Annotated in this window: 25 protein-coding genes; 20 read left to right on the top strand and 5 right to left on the bottom strand. The window is 71.9% G+C overall.

Translation table 11 applies throughout. The features are described from left to right. Positions 1-47 precede the first annotated feature (47 nt). Positions 48-662 (bottom strand): helix-turn-helix domain-containing protein, encoded by a 615-nt coding sequence (locus ID574_RS44535; RefSeq protein WP_188195089.1) that lies wholly within the window; start codon positions 660-662, stop codon positions 48-50. 73 nt (positions 663-735) lie between these two features. On the opposite strand from ID574_RS44535, the gene ID574_RS44530 reads away from it, so the two are divergent. The 10 genes from ID574_RS44530 to ID574_RS44490 all read left to right on the top strand — a co-directional run bounded on the left by ID574_RS44530 (position 736) and on the right by ID574_RS44490 (position 10,796). After that, entirely contained in the window at positions 736-1,986 is a 1,251-nt protein-coding gene (locus tag ID574_RS44530) for an MFS transporter (RefSeq protein ID WP_188195088.1), read from the top strand. 56 nt (positions 1,987-2,042) lie between these two features. Beyond that, positions 2,043-2,849 (top strand): serine/threonine-protein kinase, encoded by an 807-nt coding sequence (locus ID574_RS44525; protein ID WP_188195087.1) that lies wholly within the window; start codon positions 2,043-2,045, stop codon positions 2,847-2,849. A 150-nt stretch (positions 2,850-2,999) separates the two neighbouring features. Further along, positions 3,000-4,166, top strand: a complete 1,167-nt coding sequence (locus ID574_RS44520) for a cytochrome P450 (RefSeq protein ID WP_223167707.1) — start codon at positions 3,000-3,002, stop codon at positions 4,164-4,166. A 23-nt stretch (positions 4,167-4,189) separates the two neighbouring features. Then, the gene (locus ID574_RS44515; protein WP_188195085.1) at positions 4,190-4,936 is read left to right on the top strand and encodes a lysophospholipid acyltransferase family protein; all 747 of its coding nucleotides are present in this window, start codon (positions 4,190-4,192) and stop codon (positions 4,934-4,936) included. Between the two features lie 231 nt (positions 4,937-5,167). After that, complete coding sequence (gene dhaK, locus ID574_RS44510) at positions 5,168-6,148, top strand: dihydroxyacetone kinase subunit DhaK (protein ID WP_188195084.1); 981 nt, start codon at positions 5,168-5,170, stop codon at positions 6,146-6,148. Continuing rightward, positions 6,148-6,774 carry a dihydroxyacetone kinase subunit DhaL gene (dhaL, locus tag ID574_RS44505; protein ID WP_223167706.1) on the top strand — a complete coding sequence of 209 codons (627 nt, stop codon included), beginning with the start codon at positions 6,148-6,150 and terminating at the stop codon, positions 6,772-6,774. The genes dhaK and dhaL overlap by 1 nt, the downstream gene beginning before the upstream one ends. Positions 6,775-6,841: 67 nt before the next feature. After that, positions 6,842-7,216, top strand: a complete 375-nt coding sequence (gene dhaM, locus ID574_RS44500; RefSeq protein ID WP_188195144.1) for a dihydroxyacetone kinase phosphoryl donor subunit DhaM — start codon at positions 6,842-6,844, stop codon at positions 7,214-7,216. A gap of 134 nt (positions 7,217-7,350) precedes the next feature. Further along, positions 7,351-8,547 carry a PHP domain-containing protein gene (locus tag ID574_RS44495; RefSeq protein WP_223167705.1) on the top strand — a complete coding sequence of 399 codons (1,197 nt, stop codon included), beginning with the start codon at positions 7,351-7,353 and terminating at the stop codon, positions 8,545-8,547. Next, entirely contained in the window at positions 8,520-9,074 is a 555-nt protein-coding gene (locus ID574_RS60745; protein WP_223167704.1) for a hypothetical protein, read from the top strand. The genes ID574_RS44495 and ID574_RS60745 overlap by 28 nt, the downstream gene beginning before the upstream one ends. Before the next feature lie 63 nt (positions 9,075-9,137). Further along, positions 9,138-10,796, top strand: coding sequence for a phosphodiester glycosidase family protein (locus ID574_RS44490; RefSeq protein ID WP_188195083.1), 1,659 nt, complete (start codon positions 9,138-9,140; stop codon positions 10,794-10,796). Between the two features lie 138 nt (positions 10,797-10,934). On the opposite strand, the gene ID574_RS44485 is transcribed toward ID574_RS44490, so the two are convergent. The 4 genes from ID574_RS44485 to ID574_RS44470 form a co-directional block, all read right to left on the bottom strand. Further along, positions 10,935-12,824 (bottom strand): thiamine pyrophosphate-binding protein, encoded by a 1,890-nt coding sequence (locus tag ID574_RS44485; RefSeq protein ID WP_188195082.1) that lies wholly within the window; start codon positions 12,822-12,824, stop codon positions 10,935-10,937. Then, on the bottom strand, positions 12,821-13,594 hold the full coding sequence (locus tag ID574_RS44480) for a cyclase family protein (protein ID WP_188195081.1): 774 nt from the start codon (positions 13,592-13,594) through the stop codon (positions 12,821-12,823). The genes ID574_RS44485 and ID574_RS44480 overlap by 4 nt, the downstream gene beginning before the upstream one ends. Before the next feature lie 157 nt (positions 13,595-13,751). Beyond that, positions 13,752-14,366, bottom strand: coding sequence for an Rv1352/Rv1906c domain-containing protein (locus ID574_RS44475; protein WP_188195080.1), 615 nt, complete (start codon positions 14,364-14,366; stop codon positions 13,752-13,754). A 22-nt stretch (positions 14,367-14,388) separates the two neighbouring features. Then, positions 14,389-14,817: a CBS domain-containing protein gene (locus ID574_RS44470; protein ID WP_188195079.1), complete on the bottom strand. Its 429-nt coding sequence runs from the start codon at positions 14,815-14,817 to the stop codon at positions 14,389-14,391. A gap of 144 nt (positions 14,818-14,961) precedes the next feature. On the opposite strand from ID574_RS44470, the gene ID574_RS44465 reads away from it, so the two are divergent. The 10 genes from ID574_RS44465 (at position 14,962) to ID574_RS44420 (ending at position 26,146) form a co-directional block, all read left to right on the top strand. Continuing rightward, the gene (locus ID574_RS44465; protein ID WP_188195078.1) at positions 14,962-16,353 is read left to right on the top strand and encodes an aminopeptidase P family protein; all 1,392 of its coding nucleotides are present in this window, start codon (positions 14,962-14,964) and stop codon (positions 16,351-16,353) included. Between the two features lie 141 nt (positions 16,354-16,494). Beyond that, on the top strand, positions 16,495-17,298 hold the full coding sequence (locus tag ID574_RS44460) for an MlaE family ABC transporter permease (RefSeq protein ID WP_188195077.1): 804 nt from the start codon (positions 16,495-16,497) through the stop codon (positions 17,296-17,298). Then, positions 17,298-18,152 carry an ABC transporter permease gene (locus tag ID574_RS44455; RefSeq protein WP_188195076.1) on the top strand — a complete coding sequence of 285 codons (855 nt, stop codon included), beginning with the start codon at positions 17,298-17,300 and terminating at the stop codon, positions 18,150-18,152. Before ID574_RS44460 ends, ID574_RS44455 begins: the two co-directional genes overlap by 1 nt. A 4-nt stretch (positions 18,153-18,156) precedes the next feature. Beyond that, entirely contained in the window at positions 18,157-19,176 is a 1,020-nt protein-coding gene (locus ID574_RS44450; protein WP_188195075.1) for an MCE family protein, read from the top strand. 1 nt (position 19,177) lies between these two features. After that, positions 19,178-20,218 carry an MCE family protein gene (locus tag ID574_RS44445; protein WP_188195074.1) on the top strand — a complete coding sequence of 347 codons (1,041 nt, stop codon included), beginning with the start codon at positions 19,178-19,180 and terminating at the stop codon, positions 20,216-20,218. Next, the gene (locus ID574_RS44440; protein WP_188195142.1) at positions 20,218-21,246 is read left to right on the top strand and encodes an MlaD family protein; all 1,029 of its coding nucleotides are present in this window, start codon (positions 20,218-20,220) and stop codon (positions 21,244-21,246) included. The genes ID574_RS44445 and ID574_RS44440 overlap by 1 nt, the downstream gene beginning before the upstream one ends. A gap of 568 nt (positions 21,247-21,814) precedes the next feature. After that, positions 21,815-22,840 (top strand): MCE family protein, encoded by a 1,026-nt coding sequence (locus ID574_RS44435; RefSeq protein ID WP_188195073.1) that lies wholly within the window; start codon positions 21,815-21,817, stop codon positions 22,838-22,840. Continuing rightward, positions 22,837-23,835 (top strand): MCE family protein, encoded by a 999-nt coding sequence (locus ID574_RS44430; protein WP_188195072.1) that lies wholly within the window; start codon positions 22,837-22,839, stop codon positions 23,833-23,835. Before ID574_RS44435 ends, ID574_RS44430 begins: the two co-directional genes overlap by 4 nt. Continuing rightward, positions 23,832-25,184, top strand: a complete 1,353-nt coding sequence (locus ID574_RS44425) for an MCE family protein (protein WP_188195071.1) — start codon at positions 23,832-23,834, stop codon at positions 25,182-25,184. Before ID574_RS44430 ends, ID574_RS44425 begins: the two co-directional genes overlap by 4 nt. Then, positions 25,181-26,146, top strand: coding sequence for a hypothetical protein (locus ID574_RS44420; protein WP_188195070.1), 966 nt, complete (start codon positions 25,181-25,183; stop codon positions 26,144-26,146). Before ID574_RS44425 ends, ID574_RS44420 begins: the two co-directional genes overlap by 4 nt. The last annotated feature ends 10 nt before the right edge of the window (positions 26,147-26,156 follow it).

The raw sequence follows: 26,156 nt of genomic DNA, 5'->3' as shown, positions 1-26,156 counted from the left end.
CGCTGCCCGTCCGGGCCCGATGTCGGGCGGGCCCAGAGGTCTGCGCATCACTCCTGGTCCGCGTCCCCGATGGCCCCCAGCGGCAGGACGTCGAAGTGGACGACCACGTGTCCGGTGGAACGCTCGGCGGCCTCCGGGGACTCGCGTCGCCTGCGATCCGACACCGTGCGGTACCTCTCCAGCACCTCCAGCACCTCGTCCCGCAGCTCGGCCGTCTCCGCCGCCGTGAGCCGCAGCGACCGTCGCGCGAATCCACTGGCCTGCTCCCACTCCTCGGGCGCCATTGACATGTGCTCCCGCCACCTGGCCAGTTCCGCCCCCCGCTGCCGCACTAGGTCGTCGAGCAGGAGCTCCAGGGCGCCGGCCGTCTCGGGGTCGTCCGGCGGCTCACCGTAGGTGAAGCCGCCCGGCACGATCCTCCAGTACTTCTCCTTGCCGCGCCCCATCTCCGGCGCGACCTCGATCATGCCGTGCCTGGCCAGCTCCCTCAGGTGGTAGCTCGTCGCCCCGGTGTTCTGCCCCAGCAGACCGGCGAGGCCGGTGGCGGTGGACGGCCCGTGCTCGTCCAGCAGCTCGTAGATCCGCAAGCGCAGGGGGTGGGCGAACGACTTCAGCGCGTTCGCGTCGAGCGTACGCGCGGAAAAGCTCTTGCTCCGCTTCACGTGCAAGCCTATCTTTGCAAAGAAATCTATGCACACTTTCTCTTGTACACGTCTACTTTAGGGGGAGTCGGCCGTGCCGGGTCTCGGGCGCTCGTTCGCCTTCCTGTGGTCGTCCACCGCGCTGTCGAACCTCGCCGACGGCGTGCTGAAGATCGGCGCGCCCCTGCTGGCCGTGTCGATGACCCGCTCCCCCACGCTGGTCTCCCTGGTGGGCGCCGCGGCGACTGCGCCCTGGCTGCTGCTGGCGCTGCACGCGGGCGCGATCGCCGACCGGGCCGACCGCCGCCGGGTCATGGGGGCGGCCAACGCCGTCCGCGCCGCGATCCTCGCCGCCGTCGCCCTGCTGGCATCACTGGGGTTGCTGGACCTCTGGGTGCTGCTCGCCGCCGTGCTGGCGGCCGGCGTGACGGAGGTCTTCGCCGACACCTCGGCGCAGTCGATCCTGCCGATGACCGTGCCCGCGCACGACCTGCCCCGGGCGAACGGCCGCGTGTCCAGCGCCCAGCTCGCCGGCAACGACTTCGCCGGCGCCCCTCTGGCCGGGCTCCTCGCCGGAGCGCTCCCCGCCGCCGTCTTCGGCGCCCCTGCCCTGCTGTACGGCGCCGCGGGGCTGCTCCTGCTGGGCATGCGCGGCCCGTACCGGTTACCCGCCCCCCGCCCGGAGCGCCGCCCGCTGCGGCGGGACATCGGCGAGGCGCTGCGTTACCTGAGGTCGCACCGGGTGCTGCGGAGCCTGGCGATCACGGCGGGCCTGCTCAACCTCGCCAACGCCGCATACTTCGCCGTCTTCGTGCTGTGGGCCGTGGGCGACGGGTCGATGATCGGGCTGGAGCCCGGTCAATACGGGCTGATGATGGCGGCGTTCGCGGCCGGGGCGGTGGCCGGGTCCCTGCTGTCCGGGCGGGCGGCGGGGCTCTTCGGGGAGTTCCGCACGATCGTGGGGGCGTGGCTGATCAGCAGCCTCCTGCTCCTGGTGCCCGTGGCGGCGCCCACGCCGTGGGCGCTCTACCCGACCGCCGTCCTGTGGGGCGTGGTGGGGGCGGGGGGCAACGTGCTCGTGGTCTCGACGCGGCAGCGGCTGATCCCCGCCGAGTTGCTCGGGCGGGTCAATTCGGCATACCGCCTCGTCGGCATGGGCGGCATGCCCGCAGGGGCGGCGCTCGGGGGCCTGGTGGCAGAGTTCACGGGCATTGCAGCCGTCCTCGCAGGCGCCGCAGGAGTATGTTTGGTGGGGGTCGGGCTGGTATGGCGCGCCTTATCGGATCGAATTTCTAGGCCGCTGACCAGCGCACCTGCGTTTTCTGACATATCCAGGCAACGTTAGGCACCCAACAGCCGGTGCTGAAGTGACATGATTATCCCCGAGCAAGAGGGGATGGTATGCGGGAGATCGGCGGACGGTACCTCCTGAACGAGGAGGCCGGTCGTGGGGGTATGGGAGTCGTCTGGCGTGCGTTCGACCAGCTCCTCCACCGTACGGTGGCGCTTAAGGAGCTGACCTTGGCCGGTGAGGTCGAGATGGTTCGCCGCCGGGTGTTGCGTGAGGCCAGAATGGCTGCCGGTCTGACGCACCCCAACATCGTCACGGTCCACGACCTGATCGAAGAGGGCGGCAAGCTCTGGATCGTGATGGAATACCTGGACGGGCTCTCATTGCACCAGTTGCTCTCCCAGGTCGGCACGCTTCCGGCGCAGTCGGTGGCGGCCATCGGGCAGCACCTGCTCGCCGCATTACGCACGGCCCATCAGGCCGGTGTGCTGCACCGCGACGTGAAGCCCGCCAACGTCATGCTGACCGGCGACCGGGTGGTGCTGACCGACTTCGGCATCGCCACGGCCGAGGGCGACATCCGCATGACGACGTCGCGGCGGCTGCGCGGCACGCCCGCGTTCATGGCGCCCGAGCGCCTGCACGGCGGGCCGGCCAGCAAGGAGGCCGACATGTGGTCCTTCGGCGCCACGCTCTACAGCGCCGTCGAGGGCCAGCCGCCCTATCCGGGCCAGGACGCCGCCACGGTGCTGGGCATGGCCAGGAGCGGCCCTTACCCGCCGCCCCGCCGGGCCGGGGTGATGCGTCCCCTGATCGAGGGGCTGCTGCACCACGACCCGGTACGCCGCTTCACGCCGGAGCAGACGGCGGGCCTCCTGGCCGGGATGCGCGCCAGCACCTACCAGACCGCCATCTGATCCCATCGCCCATGGGACGACGAAGCCGACGGCTCAGCGCCGTTGAACACCGTCCGAACGCCTTGGCCGACGCTCCCCGCAGACGGCGAAGAGGAGATCCTCCGAGGCGGAGACTGTCGGTGCCGACGGTGGACGGCTAGCGTGGAGGGGGTGGATGTCGTCTACACCCCCTACGATCCGTCGATCAACGACGATCCGTACCCCGTCTACGCGCGGTTACGCCGGGAAGCGCCGGTCTATCACAATCCGGACCTCGACTTCTGGGCGCTGTCCCGGTACGCCGACGTCTCGGCCGCGCTCCCCGACAGCGCCCGCTACTCCAGCGACCACGGGCCCATGCTCGACCGGGGCGCGTGGGGGCCGCAGGCGCGGACGTACCTGTCGTTCGTGGCCATGGACCCGCCCGAGCACACCCGCATGCGCGCCATCGTGTCGCGGGCCTTCACCCCGCGCCGGGTCGCCGCCCTCGAACCCATGATCAGGAAGCTCACGCGGGGCTACATCGAGCGGGGACTCGAACGGGGCACGTTCGACTTCGCCCGCGACCTGTCCGCCAAGCTGCCGCTCGACGTGATCTCCGAGCTGATGGGCGTGCCGCCGTCCGACCGGGCCGACGTGCGCCGCAAGTCCCTCACCCTGGTCAACTACAACCCCCAGGGCAAGATGGCGGACGACGCGCTCCAGGGCCTGCTGTCGCTCGGCGACTACTACACCTCGATCATCGCCGAGCGCCGGGCCACGCCGCGCGACGACCTCGTCTCCGCGCTCGTCGCCGACGGCGAGCTCACCCACGAGGAGATCGTGGCGTTCATCTTCCTCCTGATCGGCGCCGGCTCGGAGACCACGACGCACCTGCTCAGCGCCGCCTGGTACTGGGCGTGGCGCAACCCGGCCCAGCGCGCCGCCGCCTTCGGCGGGGCGATAGCGTCGTGGGTGGAGGAATCGCTGCGGTACGACACCCCGGCGCACGGCCTCGCCCGCCGCCTCACCGAGCCCACCGAACTGCACGGCACGCTCGTTCCCAAGGACGCCAAGATCTGGCTCCTGATCGGCTCCGCCAACCGCGACGAGTCGGTCTTCCCCGACCCCGACGTCTACGACCTGACGCGCGACACCTCGAAGGGCATCAGCTTCGGGGTCGGCCGCCACTACTGCCTCGGCGGCCCGCTGGCCAGGCTGGAGGCGCGGGTGACGCTGGAAGAGCTGACGAAGGCCGTCTCGCCCGAGTACGAGGTCCACGAGGAGGGGATCAGACGCACCACCCACGGCAACGTCCGAGGAATGATCAGCCTCCCGACCACCGTCACACCTGCCTGAGCAAGCTGCGGTACGTTCTGCACATGGCTGAGATCGTGTACCCGCCGGTGATCGCCGCCGCGCGGACCTTCTTTCGCGTGCTCGACATCCGCTTCCACCTGGAGGGGACCGAGCACGTGCCGCGGTCCGGAGGAGCGGTGCTGGTGAGCAACCACATCAGCTACCTCGACTTCATCTTCGCCGGGTTCGCCGCGTTGCCGTCGAAGCGGCTGGTGCGCTTCATGGCGAAGGAGGACGTGTTCAAGCACCGGATCTCGGGTCCGCTGATGCGCGGCATGCACCACATTCCGGTCGACCGGGGGGCGGGCGCGGGGTCGTACGCGACGGCGCTGCGCATGCTGAAGGCCGGCGAGGTGGTGGGCGTCTTCGCGGAGGCCACGATCAGCCGCTCGTTCACCGTCAAGGACATCAAGAACGGCGCGATCCGGATGGCGCAGGCCACGAACACGCCGCTGATCCCGGTGGCGCTGTGGGGCAGCCAGCGGTTCTGGACCAAGGGGCGGCCGCGCAACCTGCTGCAGCGTCACGTGCCGCTCACCATCCTGGTCGGCGAGCCCATGCACCCGAAGCGGGGCGATGACGTCAACCAGCACACCGCCGATTTGCACGCCCGCATGTCGGAGCTGGTCGACCGGGCGCAGCGCACCTATCCGGAGGTGCCGCCGGGGGTGTGGTGGCAGCCCGCCCACCTGGGCGGCACGGCTCCGACCCCGGAGGAGGCCGCCGCCATGGACGCGGCCGAGGCCGAGGCGAGAGCCAAGAAGGCGTAACCCGAGGGAAAGCCGACGCGACCGTCCGCGCTGTCGGCGCGCTTCCGGGCGCGTCGCCGTCCGTACCACCGGCTGCTTCACCATCAGCACCGCCCACGGCACCGTCCAAGGCATCCATCATCAACACTTTTCGTCTCCTCCGACGAGAAGACGGGTATGCCTACATCACGCGGAAGGAGGGAGGGGCTTTCTCGTCGGGCCGAAGCCCGGGGTTTCAGCCCCAGACACCTGATGAAGAAGCTCATCAACACGGCGGACACCCTCGTTGAGGATGCGCTGAACGGCATGGCCGCGGCCCATCCCTCGCTGCGGATCCGCGATCAGGTGGTCTACCGGGCCGAGGGCCCGCGCCACGGCAAGGTCGGCCTGGTCTCGGGCGGCGGGTCCGGGCACGAGCCGCTGCATGCCGGATTCGTCGGGTACGGCATGCTCGACGCGGCCTGCCCGGGCGAGGTCTTCACCTCACCGGTGCCCGACCAGATCATCGAGGCCACCAGGGCGGTGGACGGCGGCGCGGGCGTCCTGCACATCGTCAAGAACTACACCGGAGACGTGCTCAACTTCGAGATGGCCGCCGAGCTCGTCGAGAGCGTCGAGGTGGCGAGCGTGCTGGTCGACGACGACGTGGCCGTACAGGACTCCCTCTACACGGCGGGCCGCCGCGGCACCGGCGCGACGCTGTTCGTGGAGAAGATGGCGGGCGCGCTGGCCGAGGAGGGGGCGCCGCTGGCCGAGGTGGCCAGGGTGGCGGGCGAGGTGGACGAGCGCAGCAGGTCGTTCGGGATCGCGCTGAGCTCGTGCACGACGCCGCACGCCGGCAAGCCGACCTTCGACCTGCCCGACAACCAGGTGGAGCTGGGCATCGGCATCCACGGCGAGCCGGGGCGGACGCGGGCGCCGATGGCCTCGGCCCGCGAGCTGGCCGCGATCGCGATGGAGGCCATCCACGGGGACATGCCGCTCCACGGCGACCTGCTGGTCATGGTCAACGGCATGGGCGGCACACCGCTCATGGAGCTGTACGTGGTGTTCGCCGAGGTGGCGTCGTTCGTCAAGGGGAAGGGGGCCCGCGTATCCCGGTCGCTGGTCGGCAACTATGTGACGAGCCTGGACATGCAGGGCTTCTCCGTGACGGTCTGCCGGCTCGACGACGCGCTGACCCGGCTGTGGGACGCGCCGGTCGAGACGCCGGGGCTGCGCTGGGGGCGCTGATGGACACCATGGACACGGGCTTCTTCGTGGCCTGGTTCGAGGAGGCGGCCAGGCTGGTGCGGCGTGACCGCGACCGGCTGACGGAGCTGGACGCCGCGATCGGCGACGCCGACCACGGCACGAACCTCGACCGCGGCCTCACCGAGGTCACCAAGGCCCTGGCCGAGTGGCCGCCGAGCTCGCCGGTGCAGGTGCTGAGCTCGGCCGGCGCGACGCTGATCCGCCGCGTCGGCGGGGCCTCCGGGCCGCTGTACGGGTCGGTGTTCCGCCAGATGAGCAAGGCGCTGGATACGCCGGTGACGCTTGCGGGGTTCGCGGCGGCGTTCGACCAGGGCGTGGTGGCGCTGCAGCGGCTGGGGAAAGCGGCTCTGGGCGACAAGACCATGGTGGACGCGCTGACTCCCGCGTCCCGCGCGCTGGCGCTGGCCGTACGGGATGGGGTGGGGGCGCGGGAGGCGTTCGAGCAGGCGGCGCGTGCGGCGGCGGAGGGCGCGAAGGCGACGATCCCCCTACAGGCGCGCAAGGGGCGGGCCAGCTATCTGGGCGAGCGCAGCGTCGGCCACGAGGACCCGGGCGCGGCCTCGGCGGCCCTGTTCATGGCCGCGCTGGCCACCGCCGCGGCGTGATGCCGCCCCTTGAGGGCCACGGGATCCTCGCGAAACGGCCCCTGCGGGCGCGGGCGGAGGTTGGGTGATGGTGGGGCTGGTGCTGGTGTCGCACAGTGCGGGGCTGGCGGCGGAGGCGGCGGCGCTGGTGCGCGGGATCGCCGGGCACGACGCGCCGGTGGCGGTGGCCGGTGGGACGGACGACGGTGGGCTGGGCACCAGTCTGGACCTCATCGAGGCGGCGATACAGGCCGTCGATCAAGGTGATGGGGTGCTCCTCGTGCCTGACATCGGCAGCTCGGTGCTCACCGCCCGGCTGGTGGAGGAGCCCGGACGGGTCGTGCTGGCGGATGCGCCGTTCGTGGAGGGCGCGATCGCGGCGGCTGTGACGGCGGGCACGGGAGCGCCGCTGGCCGACGTGCTGGCCGCGGCCGAGGAGGCCCGCATTTTCCGCAAGCTCTAGGTGCGCGGCGGCTGCCGGGCGTCCTCTTGCGGTCAGCTCACGCTTCTGGATTCGGCCAACCGTTAATCACCGTCCCGCCATCTGCCTGGCCTAGCGTTCGGCCAGACAACGGCACGACCGAGGTGGATGGGCACATGGCCGGACAGCGGCATTGGACGGGATCGGACTCGGGCCAGCGGCACCCGCTGCCCGTCTGGGCCGACCCCGACGTCGAGGAAGAGCGGCTGGACACTCAAGGCGTGGCCCGGCGCGGTCTGCTCCGCCGGGCGGGCTTGTTCGGCGCGGGGTTCGCCGCGGCCTCGATCGCCGGCGCCGTCTCCAGTGGGGGCGCCCAGCCGGCCGCCGCCCGGCAGGGCAAGCCCGGCGGGGACGACCCCGAGCTGGCGTACCTCGTCGGTGACCACCACGTGCACACCGTTTACAGCCACGACGCGAAGTACACCTTCTCCCAGCAGGCGATGCGTGCCGCCCAGTTCGGCCTGGACTGGATGGTCTTCACCGAGCACAGCAACTTCGGCCACGCCAACGCCGGTGGTGCGCTCGCCGAACACGCCGAGGTGCTCAAGGCACGCGCCGAGAACCCGCGCATGCTGATCTTTCAGGGTCTGGAGTGGTACATCCCCGCGGCAGAGCACTGCACCGTGTTCGCCGCTCCGGGCGAGAACGAGGCCGAGATCCTGCGCCAGTTCGAACTCGCCTACGACGGCAAGCTGCTGAAGCGGACCGAGGGCGGTCCTACGCATGCCGGCACGGCGGCCAACGAGGCCCTCGCGGTGGAGGCGATCAAATGGCTGGCCGAGCGCAAGCGGGCGGGTTTCGTCGATGACGTGCTGGTGCTGGCCAATCATCCGTCCCGGCTGGGCATCGACTCGCCGCACGAGCTGCGTGCCTGGAACGACGCCGATCCGGAGATCATGATCGGTATGGAGGGCGCACCGGGTGCGCAGGGCGCCGCCCTGCCCGGACGCGGCGCGAGCAGCATCCGCGGCGAGTACGAGAACAAGCCGTCCGGGCAGTCGTGGCCGGGCTATCCCGGCGAGGCGTACGTGACCTATGGCGGCTTCGACTGGATGACCGCCACCGTCGGCGGCCTGTGGGACGCCCTGCTGTCCGAGGGCCGGCTGTTCTCGATCACCTCCAACTCCGACAACCACGGACCGTCGGCGACACCTGGCGCAACGGCGACTGGCCTGCCGGACAGAGCTTCGACGACACCGGCAGGCTGCCCGACCCGGTGGACACCGGCACCCCTCAGCCGGGCAGCGACTTCTGGCCCGGGCAGTTCAGCCGCACCCACGTGGGCGTGCGGAAGTACGGCTACCTGGAGGTGATGGAGGGCCTGCGGGCGGGCCGGGTGTGGGTGGACCACGGCCAGCTCATCGACGGCATCGAGGTCCGGCTCGTCGGCAGATCCGGCGGCGGCAGCGGCGCCACGCTCGGCGGCCGCGTACGGGCCCGTCGCGGGCAGCCGCTGCACCTGCTGGTCACCATCACGACCGCGTCCCGCCCGAACTACCACGGGGAGCTGCCGAAGCTCGCCCACGTCGACGTGATCAAGGGAGTGGTCCGCGGCCCCGCGGCCGACCGCGACTCCTGGAGGGCGCCGGACACCCGGGTGGTCCGCAGCTTCGACGTCGGCGGCAGGACCGGCACGTACACGCTGCGGATCCCCGTCGGCCCGGTCACCGAGCCGTGCTACCTGCGGCTGCGCGGCAGCGACGGGCGCCGTCACGGTCCCGGTCTGCTCGGCGGCGACATCGACCCGCACGGGCCGATCGCCCACACGCCCGGCGACGGAGACCCGTGGCTGGACATCTGGTTCTACACCAACCCCATTTTCATCGACGTCGAGTCCTGACACTCGGCGCCGACCATCGCCGGCCACGGGTGAGCCGGCCCTTCCCCATCAGAGAGGACTGTCATGCGCCGTAGAGCCGGACGTTTCGGAGTGATCGGCGGGCTGGCCGTGGCCTGCCTCGTCGCCGGGCAGGTCGCGACGGCCGCGCCGATCCCGTCGGCAGAGCGCCTGCCGTCCGGACCGGTGTCCGTGACGTCGGCCGCGCGCCTCCCGCTCGGACCGGCGTCCTTGCGGGAGGAACGCACCTCCCGCCAAGTGGCCCCGGGCGTCACCCACGTCGCCATCGAACGCGGCCAGAGCTCCCCCGGCGACTTCTGGACGGTCACGATCGGCGTGGCGACCACCGAGGAAGAGGCGAGCGAGCTGGAGCGGCGGATCCGCGCGGCGGGGTACGAGCCGCGCCGGGACCCCGCCGCCGGCGCCTCGCCGCTCGGCCCGGACGACCGGCCACTCGGCTGGATGGTCCGGGTCGGCAAGCACGCCGATCAGCAGGCGGCGCAGGCGGCCGCGGACGGCCTGGCCGCCAAGGGCCTGCGCGGCAGCGTCCAGTTCACCGGCGAGGACGGTCACCCGACGACCGGCCCCTGGTCGATCGACCTCCTCGTCATCGATCCACGCCGCTTCCGCGGACGGCTCGGGTCCGAACTGGCCACGGGGATCGTGCCGGGACGGGAGACCACCAGCTCGATCGCCCAGCGGACCGAGGCGCTGGCCGCGGTCAACGGCGGCTACTTCGTCATCTCCGCCGGCGACGGCGGCAAGCCCGGCCCCGGGCTCGCCGGCACCGACGGCGACCTCGCCGGCATCTCCGTGGTCCGCGGCGACCTCGTCTCCGAAGCCGTCAACGGCCGCCCGGCCCTGGTCGTCCCCACCGGCTCGGGAAGCGGCGCCGCCGTACGACGGCTCGAGACCCGCCTGTCGGCACGGGCCGCGAGCGGCGTCCGCCGCGAGGTCACGGGCCTCAACCGCAGGCCCGGCCTGATCGTCAACTGCGGCGGCGTCGGGGACGCCTACCCGCTGGCGCAGCCTGCTCACGACTACACCTGCGGAAACGACAACGAGGTGATCGCGTTCACGCCCGTCTTCGGACCGCGGCTGCCGGAGGGCGAGGGCCACCAGGTGACGATCGACCGGCGAGGCGTCGTCGTGGCCGCGAAGGACGGGCTCGGGGGCGCGATGTCCGCGCAGGGCACCGTCCTGCAGGGCACCGGCACCGGCGCCCAGTGGCTGCGCGACCACGCCCGCCCCGGCGCCCACCTCGCGCTGAGCCGCTCCGTCATCGACGCGGAACGCGGCACGCCGCTGCCGCTGCGGCCGCAGAGCTCGATCGTCAACGGCGGGCCGCTGCTGCTGCGCGATGGCGCGGTCGCGCTGGACCCGGTACGGGACGGGTGGAGCCCGCAGGACATCGGCGGCGCCGACCGCGGCGCCTTCTACAACGGCTGGTACCTGCGCAGGAACCCGCGTACGGCCGCGGGCGTCGGCCGTGACGGGCAGATCATCCTGCTCACCGTCGACGGGCGCCGCCCCGCGCACAGCGTGGGGCTGAGCATCCCGGAGGTCGCCGAGGTCATGCGCAGCCTGGGAGCGGTGGACGCGATCAATCTCGACGGCGGCGGGTCGACGGCCATGGTCGTCGGCGGTGCGCTACAGGGCACGCCGAGCGACAGCACCGGCGAGCGGCCGGACGGGGACGCCATCGTGGTCCTCCCCAAGAGCTGACTCCGGTGGCCGCTGATCCGCGGACGCCCGCGGATCAGCGGGCCCTGCCCCCGCGGCGGGCCCTGCCCGGTGGACCAGCGGCCCCGCTCCGCGGACCAGCGGCCTCGCCCCGTGGACCAGCGGGCCTTGGCCGGCGGATCAGTGGCCTTTGAACGCCTCCTCCAGCCACCAGGAGCCGCGCTCCCGCGTGACCTTGGCGTGGATCAGCAGCGGCCGGTCCAGCGGCCCCTTGAGCCAGTCGGCCACGCCGGCCAGGTCGGCCTGCTCGGTGACGGTCACGGCGGCGAAGCCGTGTCCCCGGGCGATGGCGGCCAGGTCGGCGGGCGGGAACGTGACCGTGTCCAGCGGGTGGCCGTGGGGTCCGAAGTGGTGGACCTCGGCGCCGTACGCCTCGTCGTCATACACCACGATCATCATCGGCAGGCCGAGGCGGACGACGGTCTCCAGTTCCGCGATGCTCATGAGGGCGCCGCCGTCGCCGAGCGCGGCCACCGGGAGCCGGTCCGGCCGGGCCACGGCGGCGCCGATCGCCGTCGCCAGGCCGAGCCCGATCGACTGGAACGCCTGCGTGAAGCAGAACCCGCCCTCGTCCGGGACATCGATGAACATCGACGGATATCCCATGAAATTTCCGGAATCGATGGCCACGATCCGTTCCATCGGCAGCAGGTCGTCCAGGCCGATGGAGAGCGTCCTCGGATCGATCCGGGCGTCGCCGCTCTCGTCCTCGTACGGCACGTCCCGCCACCGGCCCTCGGCCTGAATGCGGCGGGCGATCTCGGGTGAGCGATAGCCCGCGGCACCGACCGGCCCGCCGGCCTCCACGGCCGGTACGGCGGGCTCGGCGGCGGCGGATGCGGCCGTCGTGCCGGATCGCGGAGCGGCGGGTGCGGCGCTGGGGGCGGTCGTGCCGGCTCGCGGGGCGGTAGGGGCGGTGGGCGGGATGGTCAGGTGGGCGGTGAGGGCGGTGGCGACCGCTGCCACGTCGCCTGCCACGCCCAGGTCGACGGGCACGTGTGCGCCGAGCGCCGCCCGGTCGAGATCCACCTGGGCCACCTTCCCGTCCGCCGGGATCAGTGAGCCGTGGCGGGTGGTCCACATGTTGAGGGCGCACCCCCACCCGACGACCAGGTCCGCGCCGCGGATCAGCTCGGCGGCCAGCGGGGTCGCGAAGCCGCCGCTCACGTCCAGGTCCCACGGGCTGCCCCGGAACAGCCCCTTGGCCACCGCCGACGTGGCCAGCAGGGCGCCCACGCGGTCGGCCAGGACCTCCAGCTCCCGCCGCGCATGCCGTGCGCCGCGCCCCGCGATGAACACGGGCCGTCGCGACTCCGCCAGCAGGCGCGCGAGCTCCTCCACCTCACCGTCTGCGGGAAGGGACGGACGGGCCCTCTGAACGGCGTCGGGCGAGGGCGCCGGAGCGGCCCTCTCGACGGTGGCGGCCGGGCGCGTCGGGTCGGCCCCGTAGACGGTGGCCCGCGAGCGCGACGGGCCGATGCCCGGGACAGTGGCGGGAGTGTGATCCGGCCGGGCGTGCTCGGAGGGGACGGGGAGGGCTTGGATGTCGAGCGGGAGGTTCAGCAGGACGGTGCGGCGTTCCTCCGTGGCCACACGGTACGCCTCCACCGCCTGCTCCCACGCCCCCTCCGCGGACGTGACCCGCATCGGCACCGCCCCCACCGCCGCGACCAGCGCGTCCTGGTCGATGTGGAAGTTGGAGCGGGCGTCGGTGGCCTCACCGGCCAGGATGATCAGTGGGGTACGGCTCTTGGCGGCCTCGGCGATGCCGGTCATGGCGTTCGTGAGCCCGGGCCCCTGGTGCACCGACACGATCCCGGCCCGCCCGCTCATCCGCGCGTACGCGTCGGCCATGGTGGCGGCCCCGCCCTCGTGCCGCGCCGCGACGAAGCGCACGCCGGCCGCCACGAGGGCGTTCGTGACGTGGAAGTTGCCGCTGCCGACCACGCCGAAGACGGCCCCGGCGCCGCACGCGGCCAGGGCCCGGCCCACGGCCTCCGCGACGATCAACGCTCTACCAGGGCCAGCACGCGGACGGGGCTGCCCGAGCCGCCCACGATGGGCAGCGGCGGGGCGACCACGACGGCGCCGGTGACGGGCAGACGGTCGAGGTTGCGCAGCTGGGTCAGGCCGTATTTGCCCGCGCCGAGCAGGAACGAGTGGCAGGGGAAGGCCGGGTCGAAGGAGTGGGCGGCCCCGGCGTCGGTGCCGACCGTCTCGACGCCGACCCCGATGATCGGCGTGTCGGAGGCCAGCCAGGAGGCGCATTCGACGGAGATGCCCGGGGTGTGAGGGCCGGTCTCGTCGGCGTTGAGGAAGGCGGCCTGGTCGGAGGCGCGGGTGTCCCAGCCGGTGCGGTAGAGGAGCCAGCCGCCGTCGGGCAGCGGCCCATTGGCACGCTCCCATTCCTTGACGTGGTCGACCTGGAGGAGGAAGTCGGGGTCCTTGGACGCCTCGGCGGAGAAGTCGAGCACGACGGCGGGCGCGATCAGGCTGCGGGCCGGCACCTGGGAGACGTCCTGGCCGTCGCGGGCGGTGATCCAGTGGATGGGGGCGTCGAAGTGCGTCCCCGTGTGCTCGCCCGTGTGGATGTCGTTCCAGTACCAGGCGGGGCCGCGATCGTCGTACCGGCTGATCTCCTCCAGCCGGAACGGGATCGTGTTGCCGAACGGCCCGGGCAGCTGGAGGATCGGCGTCTCGGACGAGAGGGGCGCGGTGAGGTCGATCACCTCGATCGCGCCGCTGCGCACGTGGTCCACGAAGCTCTGCAACACCGACATGTCATCCTCCTTGATGGGCTGAGCGCATCCTCCCCTCCCGCATGGGCTACTTCAACCCGCTGAAGCTCCAGCGGCTGGTAGGGCTTCGCGGGCAGGGAGGAGAGCTGCCACTGCCGGCTGGTGTCGAGCGCGGGCTTCCAGCAGTTCCGCAAAAGAATCATGCTCGGATCCACTCCGCGCATCCGCCGGTCGAGAAGGCCTTGTCGGTGGCCTCGATGGTGACGGTGGACGGGCCCGTCGGCATGTCGGAGGCGATCACGTCCGCCGGGCTCGCGGACGTCCCCTTCATGCGGGCCCAGAAGCACGTGGTGAACCCGGCGGCCGGCCCGGCCGTGCGGTATTTCCCCGGCTGGATGTCCTTGCCGACGATGAGCATGCGCAGGGCGGCGGAGTTGGTCACGGGGTCGGCGCCCGTCCCGCCGGGCGAGCCGCTCTGTGTGGCGCCCGGCTGCGTGGCCCCGGGCTGCGTCGCGCCGGGCTGCGTGGGCCCCGGCTGGGTGGCGCCGGGCTGGGTGGCGCCGGGCTGGGTGGCGCCGGGCTGGGGCGCCTCGGTCGGCTGCTGCTGGTCGGTGGGCGGCTGGGTGTCCTCGATCGTCACCGTGACCCTGGGCTCGGAGGACTCGGACGGCGACCCCGCGCCGAACCCCACGAAGATCCCCAGCAGGAAGCCCAGCAGCGCGGCGAGCCCCGAGACGAGCAGGATGATCGGCGGACTGCTCGTCGCCCGCGGGTATTCGGGCGGGGGATATCCATGAGGCGGCCCGTACATCACGGACCCAAGCGTGCCATCCCTGTCAACGGTGGAGATAGTCCACGAGGGACGCCTTCTCCGTCTCCAGCTCCTCGATGGCGCTCTTCACCACGTCGCCGATGCTGACGATGCCCACCAGGCGGCCGTTCTCGACCACGGGCATGTGCCGGAACCGCTGGGTGGTCATGGTCCGCCGCAGCGCGTCGACGTTGTCGCCGGGGCCGACCGTGCGGACGTCCGTCGTCATGATGGCGGAGACCGGCTCCTCGAGGACCGCCGCGCCGCGGTCGTGCAGATGGCGCACGACGTCGCGCTCGGAGACGATCCCCGCGATGGTGACGCCGTCGGTGGACACCACCACAGCGCCGATGTTGTGCTCGGCGAGCTTGGCGAGCAGCTCGCGGACGGACGACTCCGGAGCCACCGTCGTCACGTCGCTGCCCTTGGCGCGAAGGATCGTCCCGATGAGCATGTGCACCACCTCTGCCCTCAGTGTTCCAAACCTTGGGTCAAGGCAAACAAGCCCGTGGGGACGGCGTCAACCATTCCCCTAGGCTGCTTCCGGTACAAATTACGTACAGGGAGCCAAAACCCGCCTAACCAGGGATGGAGCCAGATGACCGAGCCGCTCAACGTCGGAAGCCACGACCTGCCCATCACGGAGGAGCTGGCCGCGTTCATGCGCACCGGCTGGGCGGACACCCGGCGCCTCGACGTGACCGCGCTGCCGATCGCGCCCTGGGCCGCCAAGCGCCGCGCCGCGCTGGCCGCGCGCTTCCCCGGCGAGCGGCTGGTGATCCCGGCGGGCACGCTCAAGGTACGCAGCAACGACTGCGACTACCGGTTCCGGCCGCACAGCGCGTACTCGTACCTGACCGGCGCGGGCGAACCGGACGACGTGCTGGTCGTCGAGCCGTCCGGGGAGAGCGTCCTGTACGTGCGGCCGCGCTCGCCGCGCGAGGAGGGACAGGAGTTCTACCGCGACCGCCGCTACGGCGAGTTCTGGGCCGGCCGCCGCCCGGACCTGGCCGAGGCGGCGGAGCTGTACCAGGTGGAGTGCCGGCACATCCGCGACCTGGAGCTGGACGGGCCCGCCCGGGTGCTGCGCGGCGTGGACGCCTCGGTCGACGCGCGGGTGCCGCGCGGCTCGGGCGACGCGGAGTTCGAGTCGTTCCTGGCGGAGATGCGGCTGGTCAAGGACGAGTGGGAGCTCGGCGAGCTGCAGTCGGCCGTGGACGCCACCGTGCGCGGCTTCGAGGACGTCGTCCGCGCGCTGCCGCAGGCGCTCGGGCACCCGCGGGGCGAGCGGTACCTGGAGGGCGTGTTCGGGCTGCGGTCGCGGCTGGAGGGCAACGCGGTCGGCTACGAGAGCATCGTCGCCTCGGGGGCGCACGCGTGCGTGCTGCACTGGATCCGCAACGACGGCGCGCTCAACGCCGGCGACCTGCTGCTGCTGGACGCGGGCGTGGAGTGCGACACGCTCTACACGGCCGACGTGACCCGGACGTTCCCCCTGTCGGGGCGGTTCAGCGCGGTGCAGCGGCAGGCGTACGAGCTGGTGTACGAGGCGCAGACGGCGGCCATCGCCACGCTGCGGCCGGGCGCCCGCTTCCGCGACTTCCACCTGGCGGCCATGCGGGTGATCTGCGACGGCCTGCGCGACTGGGGCCTGCTGAAAGGCTCGACCGACGAGCTCATGGAGACGGGACTCTACCGCCGGTACACGCTGTGCAGCAGCGGCCACATGCTCGGCCTGGACGTGCACGACTGCGCGCGGTCGCGGGCGGAGGTCTACCTGGACGGCGTCCTGGAGGAGGGCCACGTGCTGACCGTCGAGCCCGGACTCTACTTCCAGCCGGACGACCTGACGCTGCCCGAGGAGCTGCGCGGCATCGGCATCCGCATCGAGGACGACCTCGTCGTCACCGCCGGCGGCGCCGCCCTGATGTCCGGCGGGCTTCCCCGCCGCGCGGACGAGGTCGAGTCCTGGATGGGTGCACTGGTGTAACGAAGCGGACACGTTTCGTGCTGGGCTGACAACGTGTGACGTGGGTCTCATACCTTTTCCTCAAATTCCCGCGAAAGCGTCGACTACTAGACAGGCCGTCAGTAGGGTGACTGATCCGTAGGCGGCGGAGGTGGTCAGCTCATGGCGCTGTCCGGGAATGCGTCCGGATACGTCCGACGCAAGGCCGGGTCGGTGCTCGGGCAGGTCGGCGACCTGTTCGTCATCGCCCTGGAGGGGCTGCGCCGCAGCTGGGACGTCAAGAGCTGGTGGTGGGAGTTCGTCGACCAGTGCGTGTTCCTGGCCCGCGTCACCAGCGTGCCCGTCCTGCTGGTCTCCCTGCCGCTGGGCGCAACCGTGGCGTTGCAGGTGGGCGAGCTGGCCTGGCAGCTCGGCGCCGGCTCGGCCACCGGCAGCGCGGTCTTCGTCGGCCTCATCCGCGAGGTGGCGCCGCTGGCCAGCGCGCTGCTCATCGCCGGGGCCGGCGGCAGCGCCATGACGTCCGACATCGGCGCGCGGCACATCCGCGACGAGCTGTCGGCGATGGAGGTCATGTCGGTCAATCCGATCCACCGTCTGGTCACGCCGCGCATGTGGGCGGCCAGCACGATCGCGGTGTGCCTGTGCCCGCTGGTGATCCTGGCGGGCGCGAGCGGCGGCTACTTCTTCAACGTGGTCGTGCAGGGCGTGACGCCGGGCGCGTACTTCGACGGGGCGCTGTCCCTCGTCGTGGCCTCCGACCTGTACGTCACGCTGTTCAAGGCGTGGATCTTCGGGTTCATCGCGGCGGCGGTCGCCTGCTACAAGGGCATGACGTGCGCCACCAGCCCGGTCGGCGTGGGGCGGGCAGTCAACCAGGCGACCGTGGTGACGTTCATGCTGGTGTTCACGTTCAACTACGTGATCTCCGCGGTCTACTTCCTCGCCTACCCGCCGAGGTCTCTGTGATGGTGACGCGGACGGCCGGCCTGAGGCTCGCCCACCGGGGGCGGGATCTCGCCGAGCGGTTCGCGACGCTGGCCGACTGGCCGCTGTTCGTGTGGAAGGTGCTGTACTACTCCGTCCGCGACGTGGTGCTGCGGCTGCGCTACTTCAAGGTCGTCTTACGGCAGGTCAGCGACGTCGTCGTGGGCGTCGGGGCGACCGTCATCGGCGGCGGCATGATCTTCGTGGTGTTCACGATGGCGTTCGTCGTGGGCGCGACCGTCGGCCTGCAGGGATACCAGGGGCTGCAGGCGATCGGCGCGGAGTCGTTCATGGGCCTGGTGGGCAGCTTCGCCAACGTCCGCGAGATCACGCCGATCATCGCGGCCACGGCGCTGGCGGCGCAGGTGGGCTCGTCGTTCACGGCGGAGCTGGGCGCGATGCGGATCTCGGAGGAGATCGACGCGCTGGAGGTGATGGGCATCAACGCCTTCACCTACCTCATCTGCACCCGGGTCGTGGCGGCGCTGCTGGCGCTGATGCCGATCTATCTCATCGCGTTGTTCGCCAGCTTCTTCGCCACGCGGCTGATGTGCACGGTGCTCTTCGGGCTGGCGCCCGGGGTCTACGACTACTACTTCTACCTGTACCTGCCGGTCAGCGACATCCTCTTCAGCGTCGCCAAGGTGGGCGTGTTCGCGTTCGCGGTCATCGTGATCCACTGCTACCACGGCTTCAACGCCACCGGCGGCCCGGTCGGCGTGGGGGTGGCGGCGGGCCGCGCCATCCGCCAGTCGATCGTCACGATCGTGCTCCTCAACCTGCTGTTGTCGTACCTGTTCTGGGGCGGCGGCGGCAACATACCGCTGACGGGGTGAGCCGGTGGGCCGATTCGAACTCTCCCTCGCCGCCCGGATGGGCATCGCGTTCGCCGTGCTCGCCCTGCTGGCGGCGGCGACGGTGTTCGTCGTACGCACGGCGACCGAGATCAGCGGAACGCGGATCGACGCCGTGTTCGCCCGCTCCGGCCAGGGGCTGGACACCAACTCGCCGGTCAAGATCCGCGGCATCACGGTCGGCGACGTGACGGCCGTGTCACTCGACGCCAAAGGCCGGGCCGTGGTGACCATGCACCTGGAGCCCGGCGTCAGGGTGCCCGAGACCACGGTCGCCTCCATCGAGCCGTCGTCGGTGTTCGGGCCCAAGTTCGTCGCGCTCACGCCGGGCACGGGCGAGACCACCGGCCCCTACCTGGGCAGCGGCGCGATCATCACGAAGACGGAGGGGCCGATCGACCTGTCCGACACGCTCGGCGACGCCTACCGCGGGCTGGACGCCGTGGACCCGCGCGAGGTCACGGTGATCGTGCACACCCTCGCCAAGGGACTCGACGGCGAGGGGAAGCACCTGCGCGAGCTGATCGGCGACGCCGGCACCGTCGTCGGGGTCGCACACCGGCACCGAGACCGGGCCAGGCAGTTCCTGCACGACGCCGCCGCGCTCGGCACGGCCCTGTCGGACAAGGGCGACGAGCTGGTGTCGATCTCGTCCGACGTCAACGTCATCACCCCCGACCTGCTCGAACGCGCAGGCAAGGTGCGCGCCCTGCTCCAGGAGGTCACCTCCGTCTCCGGCCAGGCGGCGCACGGCCTGCGCAAGCACCGGCAGAACCTGCGGGCAGGCGTGCACTCGGGCGAGCGCGTGGCCGCCCTCATCTACGCCCAGCTCGGCCTGGCCGGCGACGGCGTACGCGGGTTCAACCGCCTGGTCGACCTCCTCAACGAGCTGATCGAGGCGCAGGGCCCGGGCAACACCCGCCAGCTCCAGGTCGAGGCGTTCGTCGCCACCGACGTGTGCGAGCTGATCGTCGGCGCCTGCGGTCCCACCGACGGGAGGCGCTGAGATGGCCCGCCGGGGATGGCTGTTCGTCAGGTTCGCGCTGTTCGTCGGGCTGACCGTTTCGCTGATCGTGCTGATCAGCGTGCAGATCGAGCGGATCGGCGCCGGCGGCGGCTACCGGCTCGTCGCCACCTTCGACGACGTGTCGGGACTGACCGAGGGCGACCAGGTCAAGATCGCCGGAGCGCCGGTGGGCCAGGTGTCCGCGATCAGTGTGGTGGACGGCCGGGCCGAGGTGACCATGGAGGTGCAGGACGCGGTCCGGGTCCCCGCCGACACCGAGGCCGCCATCCGCTGGCGCAACGCCGTCGGCCAGCGCGTGGTCTACCTGCTGCCCGGCACCGCGCCGGACCGGCTGCCGCCCGGCGGCCGCATCGCCCGCACCTCCTCCGTGGTGGACATCGGGGAGCTGGTCAGCGACCTCGGCCCGCTCACCCGCAGCCTCGACCCCGAGCAGATCAACCAGCTTCTCACCGCGGCCGCCAAGTCGCTCAAAGGCAACCAGCGCAACATCCCGCGGCTGCTCGACAACGTCAACGCGATCACCACGACGGTGAACGACCGCAGGAAGACCATCGAGCAGCTGCTGAAGGACTACGCCACCGTCACCGACGTGGTCGCCCGCCGGGACCAGCAGATCGAGCGGCTCGTCGACAACCTGGTCACGCTGACGGACGCCTTCGCCGCCAACCGCAAGCTGATCGACGACTCGCTGGTGGAGCTCTCGACCACGATCCGCACCCAGAACGAGGTGCTCGGCAAGAACGCCGGCGAGCTCGGCGCCCTGGTCGACAACCTGACCGGGCTCACCGGCGGCATCCGGCGCAACGTGGACAAGATAGACAAGGCGGTCGCCACGCTGCAGCCGTCGCTCGCCCGCGGCTACTCCACCGTCAACCGGGGCCACTACTTCATCACCGCGGTCCCCTGCCTGGCTCTGGGGCCGGCGCCGTGCCCGTACGGGATGCAGTCGCCGCCGCCGCTGCGCAACAGCCGGGTCCAGAGCACCGAGGACCTGCGCAAGCTCATGGTGGGCGGCCGGTGATGGCGCTCAAGTCCTTCCGCGACCGCAACAAGTACGCCGTCGGGCTGGTGTCGCTGGCCACGCTCGCCACGATCCTCGTCGCCACGTTCCTGGTCGGCAATCTCGGCCTGCTGGAGGGCGGCTACACCATGTCGGGCGTCTTCGCCGACTCCGGCGGGCTGCGCAGCGGCAACGACGTGCGGATCGCGGGGGTACGCGTCGGCGAGGTCACCGAGGTGCGCGCCGACTACGCGCAGGGTCACGTGATCGTCACCTGGCGGGTGGACGACGGCGTGCGGCTCGGCCGGAGCACCCGCGCCGACGTCGCCCTGTCCAACCTGCTCGGCGGCCGCTACCTGAAGCTGACCGGCGCCGTGTCGGCCCCCCCGTACATGGACCAGCTCCCCGAGGCGCAGCGGCGCATCCCGATGGACCGGACCGGCGTGCCCACACTGATCAACGACGCCATCAAGGACGCGACCCGCCTGGTGGAGCGGCTGGACACCGAGGCCGTGGACGACCTGCTCACCGAGCTCGGCAAGGTCGACCTCGCCAGGCGCGGCCGGATCACCCGGCTGCTGGAGAACATCGGCGACCTTTCGGACACGATCAGCAAGAGCGAGCCGCAGCTCCAGCGGCTGCTCGACAACGGCACCAAGATCATGGACGTCCTGGAGAAGAAGGACAAGCAGCTCGTGCGGCTCATCGACGGCATCGAGATCATGCTGAGCGAGCTGCGTCGACGCCGGAACGAGCTGCGCGTGCTGCTCGGTGACGGCAGCGATCTGGTGCAGAGCACCACGCGGCTGATCAACGAGCACGAGCGGGCGCTGGTGCAGGTGCTGGACGACAACGCGGCCATCACCACCCGGCTCAGCGGGAGCAACGAGCAGCTCAACTCGCTGCTGGCGTGGGCGGGGCCGACGTTCACCGGCCTGTCCACGATGGGCGGCCAGGGCCCGTGGCTCGAGGCCATAGCCACGGGTCTCGGGCCGATCAACCCGGAGGTGCTCGCCGCCATCGCCAAGGACAGGAGGAACGACCGATGACCCCTCCCCCTGACCGCACCTGCCCCCTCGCCCTCCGGGCCTGCTCCCCCGCCCCGCGCCCCGCTGGGGCGTCCGGACCGCCCCTCCCTGCCTCCACGCCGGCGTGCCCCGCCTCGACTCCCCGACACTCACCGGGGCGCACCGGGCCGCCTGCCCCGGCCTCGGCGCGACCCGCCGAGACGTGCGGGCCGGGGCTCATGGGACCCGCCGGCGCGCCCGACCCCGTCCTTGCGCCATCGGCCTCGCCCGCCCCGGCTCTCCCCCAGCCGGCGAATCCCGCGCGTCGATGGCACCGTCCGCTGTCGCGCGGGCGTTGCGGGCCGCCAGGTGGCCGGTGGTCGGGCCGTGAGCGGCGACGTCCCTCTGCCGAAGCGCCCAGCCCGGCGCGCACGGCATCCGCCGACATCCCTGCCTCCCCGCGCTCCGTTGAGGCGTTCGGCCCGGCTCTCAGGTCGCCTGTTGACGCGCCCCGCCGGGTCCTGCCGAGGGTCGCGGGTGGGTGCAAGGGGGCGGTGTGCCCAGGAGGGGTGGAGGGCGGGTCGGGTTCGGGCGGTAGAGGGGAGGGCCTGTGAGGGGGTTCGTGGCGGTGCTGGTCGCCGGGGTGTTCCTGGCGTCCGGATGCTCCGTACTCGGAGCGGAGCCGTACCGGCTGGTCGCGATCTTCAGCAAGGCCCCGTCCCTGTACGAAGAGGCGCGGATCAAGGTGATGGGCCTGGACGCCGGGTACGTGGACAGCATCCGCATCGACGGCGACAAGGTCCGCGTCGGCCTGCGCGTCGACCGGAACGTGCCGCTGCCCGCCGACGTCAAGGCCGTGGTCGCGCCCCAGAACACCCTCGGCGAGCGGAACGTCGTCCTCTATCCCCCGTGGAAACCCGGCGACCAGCGGATCGCGCCCGGCACCATCATCCCGCTGGAGCGCACCGACCTGCCGGTGGAGATCGACGACGCGCTCGACGCGTTCACCAAGCTGACCGACGCGCTCGACGACGAGAAGCTGGGCGACGTGGCCGGCGACCTGGCCGACGGGGTCAGGGGCCGCGGCAAGACCATCAACAACGCGATCGCCGACACCGCGGAGCTCACCGGCACCCTGGCCAAGCAGGACCAGCAGCTCATCGACCTGGCCAAGGGCCTCAACCGGCTCGCCACCACGCTCAACGAGCGCGAGAGGCAGGTGACCGGCGCGATCGACGCGTTCTCCGAGGCCAGCGCGATCCTGGCCGAGGAGCGGCGGCGGCTGCGCGGCTTCGTGTCGAGCATGGCGGAGTTCGTACGGCGCGGCGACGTGGTCATCGAGCAGTACTCCGAACGGCTGCCGCAGGCCGCGGGGACGCTGGCCGAGCTGGTGCTGACGGTCCGGGCCAACAGCGCGTCCATGGCGCAGGCGGTCCAGGGCGCGGCCGACTTCGCGGACGTGGTGATCGAGGCATGGGACAGGAAGCAGCACGTGCTGAAGATCCGCGTCGTGCTCAACGCGATGACCAGGGCGTGGCTGACGCCGCTGTTCGAGGCCCTGAACCTGGGGCGGGTGCCGTGCCTGCCCAACGGGCTGAGCAACTGCCCCTTCGAGCAGCGCGGGAGGCGGCGATGAGGATCGCGGCCGGATGCCTGGCCCTGTTCGTCACCGCGTCGTGCTCGCTGCAGACGCTCGGCGCGCCCACCGGCGGCCTGACGCTGCACGCGGTCTTCGACGACGTCCAGAGCCTGGTGGCCGGGCACAGCGTGCAGATCGCGGACGTGCGGGTGGGGACGGTCACCGACATCCGGCTGCAGGGCTACCGGGCGAAGGTGACGATGTCGATCAAGTCGGAGCACCGGGTGCCGCAGGGCAGCACCGCCACCGTGGCCAAGACGTCGGTCCTGGGCGAGAACTACGTGCTGCTCACCCCGCCGAAGGGCAAGGACCTGTCCACGGGCCCGTACCTGCCCACCGGGGCGACCATCGCCGACACGTCGGTCGAGCCGGACATCGAGCAGGTCACCGCCAAGGCGGGGCCGCTCATCGAGGCGCTCGGCGCGCAGGACGTCAACGCCATCCTGGACGCGGCCTCGACCGCGTTCGCCGGGCAGGGCGACGACGTCAACAAGCTGATCAGGCAGACGGCCGAGGTCACCGACGCGTACTCCGCCGCCCGCGCCGACCTGGCCACCAGCATCGACGCGCTCGCCAGGCTGGGCGACGACCTGGCGAAGGGCAGCGCCGAGCTGGACCGGCTGCCGGGAACGCTGGCCGCGGCCACCTCGCGCGTCGCGCACGGGCGCAAGCACATCAAGAAGACGATCGTCGCGCTGACGAACCTGGCGCGGGAGGCCAACCTGACCGTCTACCCGCGCCACGCCGCCCGGCTGCGCACGCTGCTGCGCGAGCTCGAAGCCGTCTCCTCCTCGATGCAGCGGGGCAAAGAGGACCTGAAGGCGCTGGTGGCGAAGGTCCAGAAGTACCTGGACGCGCCGCCGATCACGGTGAACGGGCAGGTGCTGATCTACGTCTGGCTGAAGGGCGTGCTGCTGCCCCAGAGGTCGGACAGCGGGCCGCGGCCGAACCGGGTCGAGGACTTCCGCCTGCTGCTGGAGCCGCCGCGATGAGAAACCGGATCTATCTCAACCTGGGGTTCTTCGTGGTGCTGGGGGTCGTCATGACGATCTGGGCCTTCAGCACGATCATCCGGCTCGACGCGATCGAGCGGCCGTACCGGGTGTCGGCCGAGTTCGTCTCCTCGCCCGGGCTCGTGCGCGGCTTCGACGTGGCCTACCTGGGCGTACGCGTCGGCAAGATCGGCGACGTGCGGCTGGCGCCCGGCAGGATCGTCGTCGGGCTGGACATCGACAGGGAGGTCAGGCTGCCGAAGGGCGTGACGGCCGAGGTGCGGCGCAAGTCCGCCATCGGGGAGCCGTACGTGGAGCTCTCGCCGCCCGCCACCGGGGTCAGAGGGCCGGCGCTGGCGGCGGGAGACACGATCCCGCTGACCAAGACGACGGTGCCGCTCGACTACAAGGAGCTCTTCGAGGGCGTCGGCAAGTTGCTGAACGCCGTGCCGCCCAGGGACGCCAAGACGATCACCCATGAGCTGGCGGTCGCGCTGGACGGCCGGGCGCCGTCGATCAGGAAGCTCATCGACGACGCCCACTCCCTGACCGGCACGCTGGCCGACAACGCCGACGTGCTCGACGACCTGTCGGTGCAGCTCACCCGGCTCACGCACACGCTGGCCGGGAAGAAGGACCGGCTGGCGTCCGGGATCACGGATCTGAGCACGGTGACGGCGACGCTGCGGGCGTCCCGTACCGACCTGAACGCCTTCCTCGACCACGGGCCGGGGGTGTTCGCGGAGATCGACTCGGCCGTCAGGGCGTCCAGGCCGGGGTTCTCGTGCCTGCTGACGGCGGCGGGGCTGCCGCACCGGCCGGCGTTCTCGGCCGGCACCGAGCGGAACGTGCACCATCTTCTGAGCATCGTGCCGACCGCGCTGAGCCTGGCCGACGACATCAGCGACCGGCGCGACGGGACCGTGTACGGGAAGGCGGCGTTCGTGTTCAGCGTGCCCGGCGGGCCGACGCCGGCCGAGGAGTACGCCGGGCCGGTGGGGCCGCCCTCGGTGCCCCGCCTGCGTGCCTGCCCGGATCGCCGGCCCGCCCCCGACGTCACGGCCGATGCGGCGGACGCGGGAGACCCGGGTGCTCCTGGGAGCGACCGCCACCAGGATGCCGCCGAGTCCCCCCGGCCTCCGGCGAAGACAGAGGAACCCGAGGACGCCCGGCACGCCGCCGAGACGTCGCCCAGCGGCGTGGCCGCCACCGGCGCCGCGTCGTCCCGTACCGCACCGAACCCCGTCCCGCTGATTGTCGCGATCTTCCTCGCCGTCGTGGCAGGTGGTGGCATCGTGGGCTGGATCGCGGCGGGCCGGGCCGCCCGCCGCCGTGAGGAGTCCCCATGACCCCCGAACAGGACCCCATGACCCCCGAGCAGGACCCCATGCCCCCCGAGCAGGACGCCGCCGCACCCCACGCCGCGGCCGCCGACCCCGGCTCCGGGGACACCCCCGCGGAGGCGCCGCACACGCCTGCCGGCCGCGAGCACCCGCAAACCGCCGACGACGACCGCCCTGTGACGGACGTGGCGTCCGGCGCCGAGGGCCTGGAAGCAGGCGCGGCACCGGCAGGCGCAACCGACGCCGAGGGCACGGAGGCGGGCACAGGGCCGGGCGGCTCTCGGCCGGACGCCACCGGCACGTCCGACGACGCTCAGGGGACGGCCACCGGCGTGGTGTCCGGTGACGGGGAGCCGGCGGACGGCGAGCGGCCGGCCGCCGGGGCCGGAGGAGGGCGGCGGTTCGGGCGGGTGACGCGGGCCAGGATCGCCGGGGCGGTGGCCGCGATGGTGGTGGCCGCCGTCGCCGCGACCGCCGTCCTGCAGTGGGTCACCGCCGCCCAGGCCGAGGACGCGCGGGCCCAGCTGGCGGTCGAGCGCGCGCTGCGGCTCGAGGTGTCCGGGGCGGCGAGCGCCTTCAGCAAGGCCCTGCTCAGCTACGACTACCGGGACCTGCAGACCACCCGGGCCACGCTCAGCGCCCAGGCCACGGGCGATTTCCTGGCCACGTACGACACCGCGTTCGGCGGCGCGATGGCGCAGGTGATCGTGAAGCTCAAGGCCACCTCGCAGGCCACCGTGCGCGAGGTCTACCTGGCCGACGTGGACGAGGCCACCGCGCACGCCATCGTCGTCGTCGACCAGCAGGTGAACACCTCGGAGGCGATCCGCTCCGTGAAGGATTCGCACCTTAAGATCGCTCTTGTGAAGGAGAAGGGCACCTGGAAGGTCCACGACGTGACCGTGCTCGGCGCGGCCTCGGAGGACCAGTATTCCCTCGACGGCGGCGACGCCAAGAAGAAGGACTGACGATCGGCCC

This window comes from Nonomuraea sp. SYSU D8015 (genome assembly GCF_008065375.1).
Classification (GTDB): Bacteria; Actinomycetota; Actinomycetes; order Streptosporangiales; family Streptosporangiaceae; genus Nonomuraea.
This window is presented reverse-complemented; position numbering and strand designations above follow the sequence as displayed.